Annotated in this window: 16 protein-coding genes and 1 tRNA gene; 6 read left to right on the forward strand and 11 right to left on the reverse strand. The window is 64.9% G+C overall.

Features of this window, described 5'->3' with window-relative positions; all coding sequences use genetic code 11:
• Positions 1-34 precede the first annotated feature (34 nt).
• From mksF to mksB, 3 genes are read right to left on the reverse strand one after another with little or no spacing between them, the layout of a single operon-like run.
• Positions 35-2,866, reverse strand: coding sequence for an Mks condensin complex protein MksF (gene mksF, locus F6X61_RS21490; protein ID WP_153788441.1), 2,832 nt, complete (start codon positions 2,864-2,866; stop codon positions 35-37).
• On the reverse strand, positions 2,863-3,570 hold the full coding sequence (gene mksE / locus F6X61_RS21495; RefSeq protein ID WP_125465571.1) for an Mks condensin complex protein MksE: 708 nt from the start codon (positions 3,568-3,570) through the stop codon (positions 2,863-2,865). The genes mksF and mksE overlap by 4 nt, the downstream gene beginning before the upstream one ends.
• The gene (mksB, locus tag F6X61_RS21500) at positions 3,560-4,849 is read right to left on the reverse strand and encodes an Mks condensin complex protein MksB (protein WP_110996188.1); all 1,290 of its coding nucleotides are present in this window, start codon (positions 4,847-4,849) and stop codon (positions 3,560-3,562) included. The genes mksE and mksB overlap by 11 nt, the downstream gene beginning before the upstream one ends.
• A 263-nt stretch (positions 4,850-5,112) precedes the next feature.
• Between mksB and F6X61_RS21505 the strand changes: the two genes are divergently transcribed.
• Together F6X61_RS21505 and rimI are read left to right on the forward strand one after the other, a co-directional pair.
• Positions 5,113-5,898 carry an energy transducer TonB gene (locus tag F6X61_RS21505; protein WP_153788442.1) on the forward strand — a complete coding sequence of 262 codons (786 nt, stop codon included), beginning with the start codon at positions 5,113-5,115 and terminating at the stop codon, positions 5,896-5,898.
• Positions 5,895-6,350 carry a ribosomal protein S18-alanine N-acetyltransferase gene (gene rimI / locus F6X61_RS21510; RefSeq protein WP_125860419.1) on the forward strand — a complete coding sequence of 152 codons (456 nt, stop codon included), beginning with the start codon at positions 5,895-5,897 and terminating at the stop codon, positions 6,348-6,350. Before F6X61_RS21505 ends, rimI begins: the two co-directional genes overlap by 4 nt.
• A gap of 202 nt (positions 6,351-6,552) precedes the next feature.
• On the opposite strand, the gene F6X61_RS21515 is transcribed toward rimI, so the two are convergent.
• Together F6X61_RS21515 and F6X61_RS21520 are read right to left on the reverse strand one after the other, a co-directional pair.
• A complete protein-coding gene (locus F6X61_RS21515) occupies positions 6,553-7,068 on the reverse strand; it encodes a hypothetical protein (RefSeq protein WP_153788443.1) in 516 nt (171 codons plus the stop codon).
• Between the two features lie 129 nt (positions 7,069-7,197).
• Positions 7,198-8,364, reverse strand: coding sequence for a hypothetical protein (locus F6X61_RS21520; protein ID WP_153788444.1), 1,167 nt, complete (start codon positions 8,362-8,364; stop codon positions 7,198-7,200).
• 66 nt (positions 8,365-8,430) lie between these two features.
• Between F6X61_RS21520 and F6X61_RS21525 the strand changes: the two genes are divergently transcribed.
• Complete coding sequence (locus F6X61_RS21525) at positions 8,431-9,015, forward strand: D-Ala-D-Ala carboxypeptidase family metallohydrolase (RefSeq protein ID WP_178125868.1); 585 nt, start codon at positions 8,431-8,433, stop codon at positions 9,013-9,015.
• Here the strand turns inward: F6X61_RS21525 and F6X61_RS21530 are convergent.
• Positions 8,955-9,860: a LysR substrate-binding domain-containing protein gene (locus F6X61_RS21530; RefSeq protein ID WP_153788445.1), complete on the reverse strand. Its 906-nt coding sequence runs from the start codon at positions 9,858-9,860 to the stop codon at positions 8,955-8,957. The two genes, F6X61_RS21525 and F6X61_RS21530, sit on opposite strands and share 61 nt — an antisense overlap.
• A gap of 219 nt (positions 9,861-10,079) precedes the next feature.
• On the opposite strand from F6X61_RS21530, the gene F6X61_RS21535 reads away from it, so the two are divergent.
• Positions 10,080-10,697 carry a LysE family translocator gene (locus F6X61_RS21535; RefSeq protein WP_153788446.1) on the forward strand — a complete coding sequence of 206 codons (618 nt, stop codon included), beginning with the start codon at positions 10,080-10,082 and terminating at the stop codon, positions 10,695-10,697.
• Between the two features lie 55 nt (positions 10,698-10,752).
• Here F6X61_RS21535 and F6X61_RS21540 read toward each other — a convergent pair.
• Positions 10,753-10,829: transfer RNA gene (locus F6X61_RS21540), tRNA-Met, on the reverse strand.
• A 95-nt stretch (positions 10,830-10,924) separates the two neighbouring features.
• Positions 10,925-11,857 carry a FecR domain-containing protein gene (locus F6X61_RS21545; protein ID WP_256671397.1) on the reverse strand — a complete coding sequence of 311 codons (933 nt, stop codon included), beginning with the start codon at positions 11,855-11,857 and terminating at the stop codon, positions 10,925-10,927.
• A gap of 197 nt (positions 11,858-12,054) precedes the next feature.
• On the opposite strand from F6X61_RS21545, the gene F6X61_RS21550 reads away from it, so the two are divergent.
• Both F6X61_RS21550 and F6X61_RS21555 read left to right on the forward strand, forming a co-directional pair.
• Positions 12,055-13,269, forward strand: coding sequence for an MFS transporter (locus tag F6X61_RS21550; protein WP_153788447.1), 1,215 nt, complete (start codon positions 12,055-12,057; stop codon positions 13,267-13,269).
• 419 nt (positions 13,270-13,688) lie between these two features.
• Complete coding sequence (locus tag F6X61_RS21555) at positions 13,689-14,846, forward strand: MFS transporter (RefSeq protein WP_153788448.1); 1,158 nt, start codon at positions 13,689-13,691, stop codon at positions 14,844-14,846.
• A 94-nt stretch (positions 14,847-14,940) separates the two neighbouring features.
• Here the strand turns inward: F6X61_RS21555 and F6X61_RS21560 are convergent, their stop codons facing one another.
• From F6X61_RS21560 to F6X61_RS21570, 3 genes are all read right to left on the reverse strand, one after another.
• Positions 14,941-17,415: a TonB-dependent receptor gene (locus tag F6X61_RS21560; RefSeq protein ID WP_153788449.1), complete on the reverse strand. Its 2,475-nt coding sequence runs from the start codon at positions 17,413-17,415 to the stop codon at positions 14,941-14,943.
• Between the two features lie 96 nt (positions 17,416-17,511).
• Entirely contained in the window at positions 17,512-18,468 is a 957-nt protein-coding gene (locus tag F6X61_RS21565; RefSeq protein ID WP_153788450.1) for a FecR domain-containing protein, read from the reverse strand.
• Positions 18,455-18,970, reverse strand: coding sequence for a sigma-70 family RNA polymerase sigma factor (locus tag F6X61_RS21570; RefSeq protein ID WP_153788451.1), 516 nt, complete (start codon positions 18,968-18,970; stop codon positions 18,455-18,457). Before F6X61_RS21570 ends, F6X61_RS21565 begins: the two co-directional genes overlap by 14 nt.
• Positions 18,971-19,062: the final 92 nt, after the last annotated feature.

Raw genomic sequence — 19,062 nt, forward strand, 5'->3', positions numbered from 1 at the left:
CCCGCGATAGGGCCACAACGCGGCCCCGGCTACCTCAGGCTAGTTCCTCGGCCTCATCCTCACGCACGATGGCCTTCACCTCATCGCGACGGCTGATGTACTTCCAGTCCGCCTCGTCGATGTAGATGCCATTCGGCCCGCTACCGCCTTCCAGGTCGATCGCCACCCGCGCCGACACCTGCGGCTTCACGCTCGCCAGGATCGGTACGAAGCCCAATTGCTGGCTGGTCTCCAGCAACGCTGCCTGGTTGCGTTCGTCGATGTCCGCCGCCTCGTCCAGGTAGTACGGCAGGCGAATGCGCCCGGCCAGGTCGCGGTCCATCAGGTGCAGCAACAGGTACATGTTGGTCAGCGCCTTGATGGTCATGGTGGTGCCGTTGGAAGCGGCGCCGTCGATGTCGGCGTGGATCACCGGCTGGCTGTTGATCTTGGTGATCTCGAACGCCAGTTCGAACAGGTCCTTCAGGCCCAGCTGGTTGTGGTTGGCCGCCACCAGCCGCGCCAGGTATTCCTTGGCCTCTTCGTTCTTGTGATCCTGGTCGCTGTTCTGGGTCAGGTCGAACACCGACAGGGTCTCGCCTTCTTCGTACTGGCCGGCGCTGTGGATGATCTGGTCGATGTGCTTGAGCGCTTCCTTGTTCGGCGCCAGCACCACGCGGAAGCTCTCCAGGTTGGACACCTGGCGCTTGTTGATCTCGCGGTTGAACAGCGCCAGCTGGTGTTCCAGGCTGTCATAGTCGCTGCGGATGTTGCGCAGGGTTCGGGCGATGTCGGTGACCGCCGCGCGGCGTGCCTTGGCCAGGGTCAGCGCCTCCTCGGTACGGTGCGAGTAGGCGTTGATCAGCAGCTGCAGGCGGCGCTCCATGTCGTCTTCGCTGTCGAACTTGGCCACGCCCTTGAGGCGCACCTGGGCGTACAGCGCCTCGATCTGGTTGTCCACGCGCTGCAACGCCTGCCAGCTGTCCTGGTAGTCGTTGAGCAGCGGCAGCAGGTTGTCCATGGAGTCGTCGATCGCTTCCATGAACGGCGTGCCGAAGGGCAGGTCGGCCGGCAGCAGCTGGCGACGGCGCAGGGCGTCTTCCAGGGTGCGCTGCTTGGCTTCCAGGTCGGCGATCTGCCGGCCTACCAGCTGCAGCTTGGCGGACAGCTGCTGGACGCGTTCGGTGAAGGCGTCGCTGGAGCGCTTGAGCTCGTCCTGGGCCGCTTCCAGCTGGCTCAGTTGCTCCATCTTCTCCGGCTCTTCGGCGGCCAGGGTCTCGGCGCGGCGGAAGTCTTCCAGGGCCTTCTGCGCATCCAGCACCTGCTGGTACAGCGCTTCGGTCTGCGCCTTGCTGGCGGCGCGGTCGAGGGCCACGGCCTGCTGGGTCTTGAGCTGCTTGAGCTCTTTGTCCAGGCGCTCTTTCTGGTCGCGCAGGGCGGCGCGGTCGGCCAAGGCCTGCAGCGCGGGCGGGTCGATGTGCGAGATATCGATGGACAGGCCCGGCACTTCGAAGCGCTCGCCCTTGAAACGGTCAAGCACGCCTTCCAGGGTCTTGACCCAGACATCGCTGTCATCCAGCTCGATGCCGCGGTCACCCAGCGGCAGGCTGAACAGCGCGCCGTTGAACAGGCGCATCAGGCGGTCGACGTCCTGCTGGGAGAACTCTTCGCGCAGGCGGGCGTAGCTGTTGTTGTCGGCGTGGTCGAGTTGCAGCTTGACCGCTTTCACGCGTTTCTCGAGGTCGCGCACGCGCTCGTCGAGGTCTTCGGCGGAGAACTGCCGTGACTGGGCCAGGGCACCGGCCAGTTCGTCGTGGGCGTCCTTGGCGGCCAGCAGTTGCTGTTCCAGGGTCTTGACGTCGGTCACCAGGGCGAAGCGGTGCTTGAGCACCGACAGTTCACCCAGCCAGCGCTGGATACCGGTGATTTCGCGCTCCAGGCGCATCAGCTCCTGGGTGCCGCCGCGCTGGTCGTTCTGCAGGCGGTCCTGCTCGCCACGGTAGTGCTCGGACTGGATGACCAGCTCTTCCTTGCGCGCCATGGCGTATTCCTGCCAGGTGCCCAACAGGTTGTCGAGCAGGGGCGAAATGCGGTGCAGCTTGCCGCGCAGGATGTCGCGCTGGGCCACGCCGCCGGCCAGGGCCTCGACCAATGGGCCGGCTGCCACCAGGGCGTTGTAGTCGCCCTCCATGCGGCGCACGTCGCGGAAGGCCTCTTCGCAGGCGGCGATGTAGTCGACGCTGCCCGAGCGCAGGCTGTGTTCGAAGGCGTCGAGGAACAGCTGCTTGAGCTTGGCAGCGGTGATCTCGCGCATGTGCAGCAGGTTGATGAACAGCGCGCGGAAGGTTTTCAGGCTCTGCTCGCTGGTCGAGCGCAGCGGGATCAGGGTGAGGTCCAGCGGCACCGAGGTGTGGCCGCCGACCAACAGTCGGCGCAGTTCGTCCGGCTTGAGCTCGTAGGCTTTCAGGCCGTTGCGCTCGAGGTTGGTGAACAGCTCTTTCTGGCGCAGGCAGGTGTCGTCTTTCTGGTAATGGGCCAGGTCCAGTTCGCCCTGGTAGGCGAAGAACTGGTGGCCGAAGCCGCCGCCCGGGCCGCGGCCGACCACGCCGATCACATGCGGGCCGTGGGGCAGGTTCAGCTCGCAGAGGATGTAGCTGGTGTCGCTGGCGAAGTAGAAACGCCGCGACTGTTCCAGGCTGTACTTGCCGAAGCTCATGTCCGACATGCGCGCCAGGATCGGGAACTGCAGGGCGTTGATCGACGCCGATTTACCCAGGTTGTTGGCGCCATAGACCGACAGCGGGTGTTCCAGGGGGAACAGGCCCAGGCTGTAGCCGGCGGTGTTGAGCAGTGCGAAGCGGCGGATGCCGTAGCGTTCCTGGCTCATGCGTCAATCTCCTGTTGCTCTTCGCGGATGGCCCGGGCCAGGGCCTCCTCTTCGCTTTCCTGGCCGTCGAACGGGGTGAGGTCGAGCGGGTCGTCGGTGCGGTTGAGTTCTTCGGGCGTCTCTTCCACCACCAGCACGGGGATGGGCAGTGGCAGGTCGCTGTGCAGGGTAGCGGCGAGGTCGCGGTCCTGCTGCACCGACAGGCACACGTCGAGGAAACGGTGCATCGGCGGCAGGAAGCGGTAGATGCCACCCTCTTCGTGGGCGAAGCCGAGCTGGGTCATGCGGCGCAGGATCTTCTCTTCCAGCTCTTCGACGGTCTGCACTTCGGCCTGGAAGAACAGGTCGCGGTACTTGTCCAGCAGCGACGGCAATTCGTCGCGGCCGATGCTGCCGCCGTCGAGCACGGCCATCGGGTCACGGCCCTGGTCGGCCAGGTGCTCGACCAGGATGAAGGTGAACAGCGACAGGCGCTGGGCGGTCTTGTTGACCTGCGCGGCGGCCTGCTCGGGGACGAAGTAGTAGAAACCGCGGGTGTCGCAGACCAGCTCGAAACCGAGGGCCTTGAACAGGGTGCGGTACTGGTCCTGGAAATTCGACAGCTGGGCGTACAGCTCCGGGTCGCGGCGGCTGACGTGGAAGCCCTTGAACAGCTCGCGGAAGATCGGTGCGAGCTGGGACAGTTCGGAAAGATCAAGATGCATGGGCGGGGCTCGCGGTGGATTCGGTCGTGGTGGCCGGCTGGTTTTCGCGGCTGGACGTCAGGGCGAAGGAGCGCAGGCTGACCAGGTGTTCGCGGGTGATGTATTCCTGGCGGTCGAGGCGCTGGCGGGCGAAGCGCTTTTCGCGCGACAGGCGCGAGAACCAGTACAGCAGTTCGTCGGTGGCGCCCTCGGGCTCCTGCTCCAGCAGCCAGACCATCAGGTCCGGCAGCGGCAGGGCGTCCTCGCAGCGCTCGAGCATCTCCTTGACCGTGCGCGGGGCGCGGGGCAGCGGGCCCTTCTGGGTCTTGTGCGCTTTCGGGAAGCGCGCAGGCTTGGGCTCGAAACGGGCCAGGGCATAGACATAGGCTTCGACCTGGCTGGCACTGCCCAGGAAGGTGCTCTGCGGGCGGGTGAACATCGGCATGGCCGCTTGCGGCACGGCGTCGATGCCCTTCTTGCGGATCACCGACAGTGCCAGCGCGGCGCCACGGGTCACGGCGTTGTGCCGGCGGGCTTCTTCGCGCAGCGGCAGCAGCAGTTCGCGGGCGTGGCGCAGGGTGAGCTGGGCGCTGGTCTGCATCTCGAGGATGCGCGCGTGGGTGCGCAGCAGCATGTCGTCGTCGACCAGGTGGCCCAGGCGCGCCTGCTCGCCCAGCAGGCGCAGCAGTACGGTCTCGACCTTGCGCACGCCCTGCTCGAAGGCGCCGTCGGCGTTGACCAGCTGAATCATCGGCTCGACGTACTCGTCCCAGGTCGCCAGCACTTCGGCGTAACGCTGGCGCAGCGGGATCTGCCGGTTGCTGGTCTTGGCCCGTTCGGCCACGGCCACCAGTGCCTGCTCGTCGTTGTCGAGTTTCTTCAGTACGTCGCGCACGCGCATGTCGAGCAAGCGCAGCTGGCGCGCCAGGTCGTCGCTGTCGCGGTTGTCGAAGGCGTCCTGGATATGCCCGGCCAGGCGCTCGAGGTGGCGCAGGTAGGCTTCGATCTCCAGGCACAGGCCCAGCCGGTGTTCGCGGCGCAGGTAGGCGAGGAAGTCGTGGATCTGCGCGTTGAGCTCGAAACGGTTCGGGCTCTTGGCTACCGGGACCAGGATGTCCAGGCGGATCCACACGTCGAGCAGCTGGGTGATGTCCTGCGGCGTGCTTTCCACCTGTTGGCGGGCCAACTGCTGGCGCAGTTCGATCAGGCTCAGGGTGCCTTGGTCGAAGCGCTCGCACAGCGGCTCGATCAAGGCCCAGTGTTCGGCTAGGGCGCGCAGGACGCGCTTGGGTTCGATCATTGGCGTCTACTCGTTGCCAAGTAAAAAGGGGGCGATTGTACTTCATCCAGGGGGGAGGATTTCACCCCTTGGTCTGTAATGGGGGATAACCTTGGATCCTGTAGGGTATTCACTGGCCTTTTCGCGGGGCCCCGCGATACCGTGGGAGCGGGCTTGCCCCGCGAAGGGCCGTCACAGCTGACAAAAATCCGCCGACCAGTTGCAGCACAGCCCGGTCAACAACGTTAGAATGTGCGACGTTTCGAACCCCGGACCCCCGAGCCTTGCTGACCGAACCCCGCCGCCGCGCCTACCTTTCCGCCATGCAAGTGGTGCATTGGCTGCCGCGCGCCGAACTGCCGTTCGCCGCACCTTCACGGCCGGAACTGCTGTTGCCGGTGGCGCCGGTCGAGGACATCGACTTCGAGGTGCGTCCGTCGGCACCCGCGCCCCGGGAAGCGCCGGCGGCGCCCCAGCCGCGCGCAGAGCGGCCGAAAATCGAGATTCCGCGCCCTGGCAACACGCCGAAACCGGTCGCCAAGCCGGTCGAAGCCGAGGTAGAGGCCCCCGCGACGCGTCCCGCCCCGGTGCCACCACCGCGCTTTGCCCTGCAACTGCTGCGCGCCGGCAGCTGCCTGCTGCTGGTGGAGCTGGCCACCGGCCAGCCGTTCCAGAGCCGCGACCCGTCGTACCTGCTGCTCAAGGACATGCTGCGCGCCGCCGGCCTGCCGGACGCCCCGCAGATCATCGGCGAGCCGGTGCGCTGGCCACTGCTGATGCGCGGCAACATGGACCAAGGGCCGGACGCCGCCCGGGACTTCGTCCAGGGCTTCATCGCCGCACGCCTGGAAGAGGCGCCCAGCACCTGCCTGTGGCTGATCGGCCTGCCGGCCATTCGTTTTGCCGGCCAGGCCGACGCCGAGGCCTATTACCAAGAACTCAAGGTCGACCTGCTCGGCGATGCCTGGGCCTTGCCCGGCCTTGAACTGTTGATGGACGAGCCGCAGCGCAAGGCGGACGTCTGGAAAGCCATGCGCCAGCTGATGGCGCGCTGGAAGAGCGTTGAATGAGTGAGTCGATCAGCTTCCGCCCGATGACCGAGGCGGATCTGGATGCCGTGCTGAAGATCGAATACGCAGCCTTCAGCCACCCCTGGACCCGCGGCATCTTCCAGGATGCGCTGAAGTCGTACGAAGTGTGGCTGATGTTCGATGGCCAGCAGCAGATCGGCCATGGCGTGATCAACGTGATCATCGACGAGGCGCACCTGCTCAATATCACCGTCAAGCCAGAGAGCCAGGGCCGTGGCATGGGCCTGCGCCTGCTCGAGCACCTGATGGCGCGGGCCTACCAGCTCAATGGCCGTGAGTGCTTCCTTGAAGTGCGTGCCAGCAACCAGTCGGCCTACCGGCTGTATGAGCGTTACGGCTTCAATGAAATCGGGCGGCGGCGCGATTACTACCCGGTGGCGGGTGGGCGGGAAGATGCGTTGGTGATGGCCTGTACGCTGCTGGAAGACTGACTGGCGTGTAGCCCGTCAGGCGGGTTTGCAAAACGGGCTGACCGCACATAGGATGAACCCCGACTACGAAGACAGCAGAAAATTTGTCGGCGGTGCTGCGTAGGCCTTGGCAGCCAGGGTCATATGAAGGGAATTCGCAGGCGCATGGGTTGTTCCGCTTCAGTGCGGAAGACTTGCCTTCGAGGCCGTCCTTCCTCCGTAGTCATGAAATCTTTCGAATCTTGGCCTCCGTCGCGTGATACGCCGTGACGGGGGCCAAGTACGTTTTACCTCCCTCGCTACAGACTTTCACGACGGCCACGGCGTAGTAGCTACCTGTGCCGATCTTCACCTTGCGGCCCGTGTTGAACAGGATGCCTTGGGCATGCTTGGGCTTGTTGAGCCCGACCTGGCTGTAGGCGCTATAGGCGCTGACCAGGATCTGCAGCGTCTCCTGCGCTGTGCATCGATCCTTCGTTCCTCTCGCGTGCAAAGGATGCGCGATGGCTTGCAGATCGATGCGAATACCTCGGCACTGTGGCGTCGGCCAGCTCATTTGTTTGCAGATACGACGAATGCGGTCGAGTTGCTTCTTGGTCAGCAGGTAGGTGAACTCGGCTGCCTGCTGCGCTTGATGCACAGAAGCGCCTGCTTCCTGCAAGGCGACTGCCTGATTCAGCAACCTGCCGAACGCCTCAGCGAGGCTTTCGTCTCCCAATTGGGTGGGCGTTTTGTGCATGACCGACTTCCTGTCGTTTGCAAAAACGAAGAAACCGGCATAGGGCCGGTTTCTTCACCCCAAGAGCCAATGAAGCGAGTCATTGCCGGGCTGTGCGCAGGACGGATTATGTCGTGTGCCAGAGAGGCATCAAAGCGCCGAATCCACCCCATTCGTTTCCAAAGGTTTACGCAAATCCCGCAAGCTGCGCGTCACCGCGCCGGTATTGCACTTGGCCGCTGCCTGCTCCGGCGTCATGTTGCGGATGGTGCGGTAGAACAGCTCGCAGGTCTGCTTCTTCTGGGTCACCTGCCACTTGGTGGAGCAGGCATCCAGGGTGAGCTTGGCGTCGGCCTGCGGGTTGCGGCCCATGCCGGCTTGCCAGCAGGCGGCGGAGAGGTCCTGGCCCATCATCTTCAGGCCGGCGGCGTCGGCCTTGTCCTGGTCGCCGTCGTAGCTTTTCGGGTCGGCGGCGTACCAGATGGCGCTGGGGTGGTTGGCGCCCAGTACGGGCACCTTGGTGCCACCGGCTTCGGGGGTGATGCTGACCAGGCCCAGCACGTTCACTTTCGGCCCGTACTGCTGCTGGATCCAGGCGCGTACCGGCGCGCCAAAGGCGACCATCGGCAGCGCCTGGCCGGCATGGGTGACGGTCATCTGCTTGACCATGTTCACCTGGTAATCGTTGAAGTAGCCGTAGACCCCTTCAAGGGCCTTGCCGGCATCCGACGGCGCGGCGATCGGCGCGATATCGACGATGGTCTGGTAGGCCGGGGTCTGGCTGGGCTCGATGCCGTTGTAGGTCAGTAGCTCGGCCCAGCGGTCGGTGGTATTGGACTTGAGGTAATCCTGGTAGCGGGTCAGCGAATAGTCCGGCGGGAAGTGCAGCAGCTCGATGCTGCGGCGGTTCTCCAGGGCCATGCCCAGCGGCAGGAACAGATACCAGCTGTAGTCCCAGCCGGCGTTCTGGTTGAGGCGGGTGGCGCCCTGGTAGGCCAGGTCGCCGCTGTCGAGCAGTTTGCGCAATGGCTCGGTGTAGTGGGCGGGCACATCCGTGATGTGGGCATGCAATCTGTCGTTGTCGCGGGTCACTTGCACCTTGGCGTTGGCATAACCATCGCGTTGTACGCTCTGGGAGAGGTAGTGCTCGACAGTCTTTTCCAGGCTCCAGTCGCGGTAGCAGATCACGTGGCAGTTGTTGGGGTAGGCGAACAGTCGGGTGACCCGCTGGGCGTCGCCCAGGTCGATCTGCGCGTCGGCCATGGCCAGCCCGTTGAAGGCGAGGGCGGCCAGGCCCGATAAAGCAATCTTGTGCATGCTTAACTCCTTGTCAGTGGCCGCCAGGACGGAGGCCGCGCCCATGGTGGATGAAGAGGTGGGGCAATGAAAAGCGGCAGAACCTGGCTACTGGCCATTGGCTTGCTCGGTGCGGCGCAGGCGGTGGCCGACGAGCGCGATGTGTGGATGTTCGCCCAGTGGGCGGGGGATCACGAAAACCGCAGGTTCCGGGAAATGCTGGTGGACGCACGGTTGTACGGGGTGGTGCCGATCCATCAGCTACTGCGCTCGGCATCGGACTGGCGCCAGTGCCGCGCCTCGCCGTTCGCGGTGCCGCCGGCCAGCCACTGGCCGGCGGTGCGTTCGACATTGTCATTGATCAAGCTACTGGGCGAGCAGGGCATCCTGCGCCAGTTCGAGGTGGTCTCGGCCTACCGCGATCCGAGCCTCAATGCCTGTGCCGGCGGTGCGCCGAGCAGTGCCCATATGCGCGCCTTCGCCGTCGACCTGCTGCTGCCGGCCTGGGCCGACCCCAATCCGCTGTGCAGCTTCTGGCAACAGCACGGCCAGGCCTGGAGCATGGGGCTGGGTCGTTATCCGTCAGGGCGCATTCATATCGATACCGCCGGCTACCGCACCTGGGGTGGCGATGGCGGTGCCGGTTCGTCGTTCTGTGCCAAACCCAGATGAGCCAGGCATGCCCGGCATTCACCACTGACCCAGTGCGCGAAGCGTTGGCGCTTGCTGCCATCGTCCAGGGGATGGGGGCTGAGCAGGTGGTAGCTGGAGCCGTCGCGCAGAAAGCCGAAGGGCGCCTGTAGCTGGCCGCTGTCCAGCTCATCGCGGACCATCAGTGCCGATGCCATGGCCAGCCCCAGCCCGGCGGTGGCGGCCTGGATCGACAGGTAGAAGTGCTCGAACTCACTGCGCTGCTGCTGCGTGATGCCCTGGCCGCTCAGGCGTAGCCAGTCCGGCCAGGCGCTGGGGCGGGTGGCGCTGTGTAGCAGGCGCGAACTACTGCGGCCGGGCGCGCCGACCGGGCCGATCCATTCGTCGCAGATCTTCAGGCTATGCAAATGGCGGTCCCAGTGGAAATCGTCACGCCTGAGCGCCAGGTCCACGCCGCTGCGGGCAAAGTCCACTGCGCCGCCAGCGGCCACCAGGTGCAGTTGCAGGTCGGGATGAGCGGCGTGAAAACGCGGCAGGCGCGGGATCAGCCAGCGCATGGCGATGGTCGGCTCGCAGGACACCACCAGGACGTTGTCGTGGGCTGGCTGGTGCAGGCGCTGCACGGCGCCTTCCAGTTGCTCGAAGATCGCCTGGGTGGTGCCGTGCAGTTCGCGCCCGGCGCGGGTGAGGAAGATCGCCCTGTTGCGCCGTTCGAACAGCTCAACGCCGAGGCTTTCCTCGAGCAGGCGCACCTGTCGGCTGACGGCGCCATGGGTGACGTGCAGGTGCTCGGCGGCGCGCACGAAGCTTTCGGTGCGGGCGGCGATGTCGAAGTATCGAAAGGCGGTGAGTGGGGGCAGTTTCATGGGCTGTCCTGTTCCGGCCTATCGCGGGGCAAGCCCGCTCCCACAAATGCTGCACGAGGCACTTTGTGGGAGCGGGCTTGCCCCGCGATGGCGCCGGTCGATGCAATGCAAATAGGTGAGTAAAACTAGCAGATCAGCGTCACTTTAAATCGATTTTTACTCGCTCAAGGCAACGGGATAATCCTGTCTTCCGTGAATTTTCATCGAGGATACCTGTTAGTGAACGAACTCATCGCCATCGCCCTGTTCACCGTGCTGGCCGTCATCAGCCCCGGCGCCGACTTCGCCATGGTCACCCGCTGCAGTTATGCACAGGGCCGCAAGGCCGGCCTGGCCGCAGCCGTGGGCATCGCCCTAGGTGTGCAGGTGCACGTGCTGTACACCGTCTTCGGCATCGCCGTGATCATCAGCCAGAGCCCAACCCTGTTCCTGGCGATGAAGCTGATGGGGGCGGGCTATCTGGTGTACCTGGGCTACAAGTCGTTGACCAACACCACGCGCATCCGCCTCGACGGCACGGTGGGAGGCAAGGATGCAGGCACCCTGAAAGCGTTGCGTACAGGTTTTGCGACCAATGCGCTCAACCCCAAGACCATGCTCTTCGTGGTCAGCGCTTATACGCAGGTGGTCCAGCCGGGCAGCTCGCTGGTGCTGGACTTCGCCTATGGTGCGTTCATGTCGTTCGCCCATTGGTTGTGGTTCAGCCTGGTGGCGGTGTTCTTCTCGAGTGCAGGCCTGCGCGCCGCCATGATCGAGCGTCAGCGCATCGTGGATCGGGTCATTGGTGTGGCTCTGATCGGCCTGGGCCTGACCGTTGCGGTGGCGGGGGTGAAGTAGGCTTTTTCGCAGGCAAAGAAAAAGGGCTTATCTTTCGATAAGCCCTTTTAGAAGGTGGTGGCTACACAGGGACTTGAACCCCGGACCCCAGCATTATGAATGCTATGCTCTAACCAACTGAGCTATGTAGCCAACTTGGCGCGCATTATTAGCTCGAATCGCAATCCTGTCAACAACGTTTTTAAAAAAATTGCCAACCTTTCAAAAACTTAGCCGGGAAGCGCGCTTCAACGGACGATCAGCCCTTGGCCAAGCACGTTGTACAGGTGCAGCTGCTGGTCACTAGCGAGGCGCTCCAGGCTTTGTGCCGGGTGATCGAGGTCGAAATCGCCACTGACACGTCGATGACCGGCTTCTTCATTCAGTAGCCACACACGTTGCCCCTGATAAGCCGCCAAACGTTCCAGTACCTCGACCAGGGGCCTTTGGTTGACCTGTAAACGGCCACTGCGCCAGGCATCGGCGGTTTTGTTGTCGATCTTTTCCACCGGGTCGATGTGGCTGTCGGTGAAGGTCACCCGCTCCCCGACACTGACCATGCGCTGGTCGCCACCTTGCAGGACGGCGGCCTTGCCAGTCAATACCAGCAGTTCGTCATGGTCGCTGTAGCGGGTAATCTGCAGGCGGGTGCCGAACACCTGGATACGTGCATCGTCCACCTGCACTTCCAGGGCTCGGCCATCGAGCATCACTTCCAGGGATATCTGGCCCTGCACCAGGTGGAGTCGGCGGGTGCGCTCGCGCAAGTCGACGTTGATCGCGCTGGCGCTGTCCAGGTGCAGGGTCGAGCCATCGGCCAGGCGCACGCTGCGCCGTTCGCCGCTGCCGGTGTGCAGTTCGCTGGCCAGCCGCTGCATGTGTGGCCAGAAGAGCCACGCCAGCGCTGCCAGCAGCATCAGGAACATCAACCCCAGATACAAGCCGCTGCGGCTGCGGCGGGCCTTGGCGACCCGCGGCCGTGGCCGGGCAGCCGGCACCTGCAATTGTTGCCAGTAAGCTTCGAGCTGGGCATAGGCCCGGGCGTTGAGTGGGTCCTGGCACCAGTGGGCGAAGGCTTGACTCAGGGTGTCGTCGCAGCCGGGCTGGCGCAGGCGCGAGAACCAGTCCAAGGCTTCCTGCTCGGGGTCGGGCTGTGGCTGCAAGGCGGGCATCGGGCTCATGGGAGGGTGCTACTCGCAAGGGCAGGGCGGTTTGGCCCAGCGTTTACGGGAGGTGAGGCCTGAGGATGCTAAATATATTGAGAACCATTTACAAGTACGTTACGTCAGGAAGCGCCTCGATAAAAAATAAAAAGGTAGCTTCGTATCTATTTGTTTCATGATAATCGGATCCCATCCTGCGCACGGACATCCAGCCCATGGCCACCAGCAGCACCCAAACCGCCAGCGCCAGCAGCACGGCCAGCCAGGCCAGCCCGCTGGTGATGCGCATCATCACCTTCTGCGCCCTGGCGCACCTGATCAACGACCTTATTCAGTCGGTGCTACCGGCGATCTACCCGATGCTCAAGGCCAACTACAACCTGAGCTTCGCCCAGATCGGCCTGATCACCCTGACCTTCCAGGTCACCGCTTCGCTGCTGCAGCCCTGGGTGGGCTTCTTCACCGACAAGCGGCCGACGCCGAACCTGCTGCCCCTGGGCACCCTGTGCACCTTGGTGGGTATCGTCATGCTGGCATTTGTCGGCAGCTTCCCGATGATCCTGCTGGCCTCGGCGCTGGTGGGTATCGGCTCGTCGACCTTCCACCCGGAAACCTCACGTATTGCCCGGCTGGCCTCGGGTGGACGTTTCGGCCTGGCGCAATCGACCTTCCAGGTCGGCGGCAACGCCGGTTCCGCGTTCGGCCCGCTGCTGGCGGCGGCCATCGTCATCCCGTTCGGCCAGAGCCACGTGGCCTGGTTCGGCGTTGCCGGGTTGCTGTTCTTCGCCGTCACCCTGATGCTGCGCCGCTGGTACAAGGAGCACCTCAACCAGGCCAAGGCGCGCAAGGTGGTGCAGGCCACCCACGGTATCTCGCGCCAGCGGGTGATGATGGCGCTGCTGGTGCTGGGCCTGCTGGTGTTCTCCAAGTACTTCTACATGGCCAGCTTCACCAGCTACTTCACCTTCTACCTGATCGAGAAGTTCCAGCTTTCGGTGGCCAGCTCCCAGCTGCACCTGTTCCTGTTCCTTGGCGCGGTGGCCGCCGGCACCTTCTTCGGCGGGCCGATCGGCGACCGCATCGGGCGCAAGGCGGTGATCTGGTTCTCGATCCTGGGCGTGGCGCCGTTCACCCTGGCGCTGCCCTATGCCGACCTGTTCTGGACCACCGTGCTCAGTGTGGTGATCGGCTTCATCCTCGCTTCGGCGTTCTCGGCCATCGTGGTGTATGCCCAGGAGCTGGTGCCGGGCAATGTGGGGATGATCGCCGGGATCTTCTTCGGCTTGATGTTCGGCTTCGGCGGCATCGGCGCGGCGCTGCTGGGGTATGTGGCTGACTTGCGTGGCATCGAGTATGTGTACGGGGTGTGCTCGTACTTGCCGTTGTTCGGGTTGTTGGCGGTGTTCCTGCCGTCTACCGGCAAGCGCTGAGTGCCATCGCGGGGCAAGTCGCATCGGCGCACCGCCGCTCCCACGACGATCGACTCCCGGCGTGGGAGCGGGCTTGCCCCGCGATTGACGGAACGTCTACCTCTGGCCTAGAGTGCCGCCTCCTTTCATATCCCTGCGTAGTTGACGTGATGCGCCGTACCGATGTCTCCAGCTCCCCCCGCCAGCCTGTCGCCCCGACAGCGCGCCGCGCGTGGCCGAGCGACACGGTGCTCAAGCGTCGGCGCAGCGTGCTGTTTGCCTTCACCTTCTCGCCACACCTTGCCCTGAACTGATTCACGCCCCTGCGTTGCGCGCCTTACCCGGCGTGACGGCGGGCGTTTGCGTTCGATCATTTTTCAGTGGATTCAACTGCCGGTCAGGGCCAGTACCCCTGCGCGCCGGTGGGCAAGGAGTGGTACATGAACATGCGTTTGTTGGCGGGCCTGTTGTTCGCCGTGTCGGTGGTGGGTTTCAGCCTTGGGGCGAGCCTGCCGCTGGTGTCGTTGCGCCTGCACGAGGCCGGGGCGGGAACCCTGGAGATCGGCATCATTTCGGCGATTCCCGCGGCGGGCATGATGCTCTCGGCGTTCATGGTCGATGCCTGCTGCAAGCACCTGACCCGGCGCACCATCTACCTGCTCAGCTTCAGCCTGTGCACCCTGAGCATCGCCCTGCTGGAATGGGCCTTCGACTCGATGCTGTGGCTGGCGCTGCTGCGCCTGGGCCTGGGCATCGGCATGGGTATCGCGATCATCCTCGGTGAGTCGTGGGTCAACGAGCTGTGCCCGGACCACAACCGCGGCAAGATCATGGCCCTGTACGCCACCAGCTTCACCGGCTTCCAGGTGCTGGGGCCGGCCCTGCTGGCGTTGCTCGGCGCCGACAGCCCGTGGCTCACCTACATCGTCACCGCCTGTTATGGCCTGGCCCTGCTGTGCATCCTGTTCACCGTGCCCAACGATCATGTCGAGCACGAGGAAGACGACAAGAGCTTCGGCCTGGCCGGCTTCTTCCGCGTCGCCCCGGCGCTGTGCGTGGCGGTGCTGTTCTTCTCGTTCTTCGATGCCGTGGTGCTGTCGTTGCTGCCGGTGTATGCCACCAGCCATGGTTTTGCCGTGGGCGTGGCGGCACTGATGGTGACCGTGGTGTTCGCCGGCGACATGGTTTTCCAGTTGCCGCTGGGCTGGCTGGCCGACCGGGTCGAGCGTACCGGGCTGCACCTGGTGTGCGGGGTGGTGGCGATGAGTATCGGCATCGGCCTGCCGTGGCTGCTGCAGATGACCTGGCTGCTGTGGCCGCTGCTGGTGGTACTGGGCGCCGTGGCGGGGGGTATCTATACCTTGGCGCTGGTGCTGATCGGGCAGCGCTTCAAAGGCCAGGACCTGGTCACGGCCAATGCCAGTGTCGGCTTGTTGTGGGGCGTGGGTAGCCTGGTCGGGCCGCTGGTCAGTGGCGCGGCGATGGATGTGGCGCCCCATGGGTTGCCAATGGCGCTGGCGCTGATGGCCGGGTTGTTCGTGTGTTTTGCCCGGCAGGCGTATCGGCGGGTGGGGCGGCTGGAGACAGTGGCGGACTGATCCCCCGGCCATCGCGGGGCAAGTCGCATCGGCGCACCGCCGCTCCCACGGGCACTGTAGAGCGTGGGAGCGGGCTGGCCCCGCGATGGTCAGGTCAGAACGTCCCGCGCAGGGTCACCGACACATTGCGCGGATCGCCCCAGTAATACCCGGTCGGCGTCGGTGCCACCTGGCGGTAGTACTTCTTGTCGAACAGGTTATTGGCGTTCAACTGCAGCGAATAGTTGTCGTTGAAGCGGTAGTTGACCATCGCGTTGTACACCGCATAGCCCGACTGCGTGGCCTCGGCGGTGCCGCTGCGGTTGTAGATGTCGCTTTGCGCCTGCACCCCGCCACCCACGGTCCAGGCCTGCAACTCGCCCGGCAGGCGGTAGCTGGTGAACAGGCGCAACAGGCGCTTGGGGTCGGTGGTGCGGATCGGGTTGCCGTTGTTGCCCGTGGTGTCCTTCAGGTATTCGGTGGTGTTGTAGGTGTAGCCACCGCTGAGGTTCCAGCCTGGCAGCACTTCGCCGGAGATCTCCAGCTCGAAGCCCTGGCTGCGGTTCTTGCCCGCGGCCACCTTGCAGTAGCCGCTGGTGTAGTTGGGCAGGCACGGGTTGGGGCCGCTGATGTCGTCCAGCGCGTTGCCCACCTGATAGATGCGGAAGAACGCCAGCGAGGTGTTCAGGCGCCCGTCGTAGAACTCGCCCTTGATCCCGGTCTCGTAGGCTTCGCCGGTCACCGGTTCAAGCACCGAGCCTGCGGCGTCGGTGTTGGTCTGCGGGTTGAAGATCTCGGTGTAGCTGGCGTAGGTGCTGAAGTTGTCGTTCAGGTCGTAGATCAGCGCGGCGTACGGCACGATCTCGTTGTCGACGCTGAATTTGCCATTGGCCTTGGTGTTGTTTTCCTGCTCGTAGTCATACCAGTTGGCGCGCGCGCCGATGATCGCGGTGAGCGGATCGGCCAGGGAGATGCGCCAGGTGGCGTAGGCCCCTTCCTGGGTGGTGCGGGTGCGCACCGGGTGGGCGGTGATGTTGATGTTCGGGTTGGCCAGGCTGGTCTTCGGGTCCCAGGTGCGGATGTCGAACACGCCCGACTGCACATTGTTGGTGGCCGAGGCATAGGAGTCGTTGCGGATGCGCTCCACGCCGAGCATCAGCTCGTGGCTGCGGCCGAGCAGGTCGAACGGGCCGTTGAGCGTGGCGCTGAGGTTGTTCTGCAGGCTCTCGCCGCCATCACCCTCGGTAACCTGATAGTTCATCAGGTAGGGGTTGCGGCCGGGGTTGGCGGCGCCGGTGGCGCGGGTGAAGTAGGTCTGCTTGAAGCCGTTGTCGTCCAGTTCGAAGTGGGTGCGCTGGGCCATCAGCTTGAGGGACCAGTCGTTGTCGAAGCGGTGCTCGAGCTCGGCGAACGTCTGCAGGTTGCTGCGGTTCCAACGGTTCCAGTCGGCGCCCAGGTAGGTGCTGCGGCCGAACGGCAATGGCGAGCCGTCGTAGTCGGCGGGCAGGTTGCCCCAGGCGCCCGTGGCGTCGAGCTGGGTCCATTCCAGGCCGGTGGTCAGGGTGGTGCTGTCATTGAGGTCGAACGCCATCACCCCGTACAGCACGTCCTTGCGCTCCTGGCGCGACTGCTGGAAGTGGTCCTTCTCGTCATGCACCGCGATCACCCGGCCACGCACGTTGCCGGTCTCGGTCAGCGGTCCGGAGATATCGGCGACGTAGCGCTGGGCATCCCAGGTGCCGAGGGTGACGCTGCCTTCGCCCTGGAATTCGTAGGTGGGGCGCTTGCGCACCAGGTTGACGGTGCCCGACGGGTTGCCGGCGCCACGCAGCATGCCGGTGGCGCCCCGCAGGATCTCGGCGCGGTCGATGATCGCCGAGTCGCTCTGGATGAACGAACCACCGCCGCTGCTCTGCACCACGGTGGCGCCGTCGTACTGGATGGCGTCGATCGCGTAGCCACGGGCGAAGTACTGCACCCGCTCGCTGTCGGTGAGGTTGACCACCACGCCCGGGGTCTGCTCCAGCAGATTGGTGAGGTTGGTGATGTTCTGGTCGTCGATACGCTGGCGGGTGACCACGGTGACCGACTGCGGGGTGTGGCGGATGCTCTGTGGGGCCTTGCCGATGGTCACCGCGCCGGTGGTGTAGGAGCCGCTGTGCTCGGTGGTTTCACCCAGGCGGTTGCTGGAGATGCTGGTGGCGCCCAACTGCAAGGCATCACCGGCGTCCAGTGCAGGGATCAGCAAGAAGCTCTGCTCGCTTTGCTGCTGCACCTGTACGTCACTGCCATGCAGCAGGATCTGCAGGGCCTGGGCATTGTCATAGTGGCCGCGCACGCCGTTGGTGGTCCTGCCCTTCAGGCTGTCGGCGTCGAACGACAGGTTCAGCCCGCCCTGGCGCGCCATCTGGTCCAGCGCGACGGCCAGCGGGCCGGCCGGGATGTTCCAGTCGCGTTGTTGGCTCTGGCTTGCCGGCGCGGCGCTGGCCTGTGCCGGCAGCAGGCCGACGGTGGCCAGGCCAAGGCCGAAGGCGGCGCCGCGTATGGCGTTGCGCAGGGTGTCGTTGCGGGGGGCACACGGGCGAATCATGAAGCGCTCCTGAAGGTTGTGAAGACCACTTTGCGGGCTTTGTTCCTTCAGGCCGGACGAGAATGAGATTTCACCTCATTTATTTTCACGATTTTTTCACGCGGCATCGATGCTCACCCAGTAACGCGTGCGGTAGTCGATGCGCACCGGCAGGTTGCGCGCGATCAGCAGCAGGATCTGGTCGGTATCGGCCAACTGGTAGGTACCGGACACCTTCAACCCGGCCACCGCCGGCGCGCAGCGCAGCAGGCCCGGGCGGTAGCGCGACAGCTCGTCGACGAACTCGCCCAGTGGCATCTGCTGCACGCTGAGCACGCCATCGGTCCAGCCCCACGGGTCAGCGTGCAGCGTGGCCGGTTGATAGCTGCCCGCCGCCAGCACCTGCACCACCTCGCCGGGCTTGACCTGATGGGCTGCGGCAGAGGCGGGGAACAGCGTCACCTCGCCCCGCCTTACGGCCAGCAGCAGGCCCTGGGCGTTCTCGCGCAGCAGCAGTTGGCCGCCCTGGGTGGCCAGGGTGGCGATGGGGGTGGCGATGCGGAACGGGCGATTGTCGCTGCCATTGCTGTCCAGGCTGACCTCGCCACGTACCAGGGTCAGCTGGCGCAGCTCGGCGCTGTAGCGCAGGTCGATGGCGCTGGCGGTGTTGAGGCGGATGCGGCTGCCGTCACTGCCCTGCAGCTCGCGGCGCTCACCTGTGGCGGTGCGGCTGTCGGCCAGCAGTGCCGGTATCCCCAACGGCTCGCGCGCCGCCCAGCCAAGCGTGCCACCCAGCGCCAGTACCGACAGCAGCTTGAGGTGGTCACGACGGTTCATGCGTTGACGCTCGCTGCCCTCCAGGGTGCGACGGCTCAACTCCCCCGGCAGGCTGGCCAGTTCGTCACTCAGTTCGCTGACCCGTTGCCAGGCCTCGGCATGTTGCGGGTGGCTGGCCAGCCACAGCTGGAACTGTTGCTTGGTTCGCTGGCCGGGGCTGTCGTAGCGCAGCTTCACCAGCCAGTCGATGGCCTGGTCGACCTGGGCCTGGGTGGGTTGCTGGTCAGAGGTCGGCATAGCGCAACCGATAGCAGACGCCCAAGGCCTTGGCCAGGTCGCGCTCGACCGTTGCCCGTGACACGTCCAGGCGCAAGGCGATCTGGGCCAGGGGCAGGCCGTCGAGCTGGGCCATGAGGAAGGCCTGGCGCGCGCGGGGTTTGAGGCTCTGCAGGGCGCTGTCGAGGCGTTCGAGGGTGTCGAGGATGACCAGGCGCTGTTCTTCGCTGGGCGCCTCCAGCTCCGGCAGGTTGGCCAGGCTTTCGAGGTAGGCCTTTTCCAGGGCGCGGCGGCGGAACTGGTCGATCATCAGGCCACGGGCAATGCTGCTCAGGTAGGCACGCGGCGCTTTCAGCGGTGAAACCTGGCGTGCCTTGAGCAGGCGCACGAAGGTGTCCTGGGCGAGGTCGGCGGCGTTGTCCCGGCAACCGGTGCGGGCGCTGAGCCAGCCGCGCAACCAGCTGTGGTGGGTACGATAGAGCAGATCGACTTCGGCCGGTTGCAGCGTGTCAGGGATCTGCATCGTCTGGAGAGCCTTGCCCGGTTAATGTGATTGTGAATTGTTCTCAATTCTATGCGGGGCAGCGAGGCCAGATCAATGGTATGCCAAGGATT

Source organism: Pseudomonas sp. EMN2, assembly GCF_009650555.1.
Classification (GTDB): domain Bacteria; phylum Pseudomonadota; class Gammaproteobacteria; order Pseudomonadales; family Pseudomonadaceae; genus Aquipseudomonas; species Aquipseudomonas sichuanensis.

Coding starts and splice junctions, on each gene's coding strand:
- F6X61_RS21545 (WP_256671397.1), bottom strand. CDS start 11,857: ATGAGCCCGATGCCCGCCTTGCAGCCACAGCCCGACCCCGAGCAGGAA.
- F6X61_RS21550 (WP_153788447.1), top strand. CDS start 12,055: ATGGCCACCAGCAGCACCCAAACCGCCAGCGCCAGCAGCACGGCCAGC.
- mksB (WP_110996188.1), bottom strand. CDS start 4,849: ATGATCGAACCCAAGCGCGTCCTGCGCGCCCTAGCCGAACACTGGGCC.
- F6X61_RS21570 (WP_153788451.1), bottom strand. CDS start 18,970: ATGCAGATCCCTGACACGCTGCAACCGGCCGAAGTCGATCTGCTCTAT.
- F6X61_RS21555 (WP_153788448.1), top strand. CDS start 13,689: ATGAACATGCGTTTGTTGGCGGGCCTGTTGTTCGCCGTGTCGGTGGTG.
- F6X61_RS21530 (WP_153788445.1), bottom strand. CDS start 9,860: ATGAAACTGCCCCCACTCACCGCCTTTCGATACTTCGACATCGCCGCC.
- mksE (WP_125465571.1), bottom strand. CDS start 3,570: ATGCATCTTGATCTTTCCGAACTGTCCCAGCTCGCACCGATCTTCCGC.
- F6X61_RS21560 (WP_153788449.1), bottom strand. CDS start 17,415: ATGATTCGCCCGTGTGCCCCCCGCAACGACACCCTGCGCAACGCCATA.
- F6X61_RS21525 (WP_178125868.1), top strand. CDS start 8,431: ATGAAAAGCGGCAGAACCTGGCTACTGGCCATTGGCTTGCTCGGTGCG.
- rimI (WP_125860419.1), top strand. CDS start 5,895: ATGAGTGAGTCGATCAGCTTCCGCCCGATGACCGAGGCGGATCTGGAT.
- F6X61_RS21520 (WP_153788444.1), bottom strand. CDS start 8,364: ATGCACAAGATTGCTTTATCGGGCCTGGCCGCCCTCGCCTTCAACGGG.
- F6X61_RS21515 (WP_153788443.1), bottom strand. CDS start 7,068: ATGCACAAAACGCCCACCCAATTGGGAGACGAAAGCCTCGCTGAGGCG.
- F6X61_RS21565 (WP_153788450.1), bottom strand. CDS start 18,468: ATGCCGACCTCTGACCAGCAACCCACCCAGGCCCAGGTCGACCAGGCC.
- mksF (WP_153788441.1), bottom strand. CDS start 2,866: ATGAGCCAGGAACGCTACGGCATCCGCCGCTTCGCACTGCTCAACACC.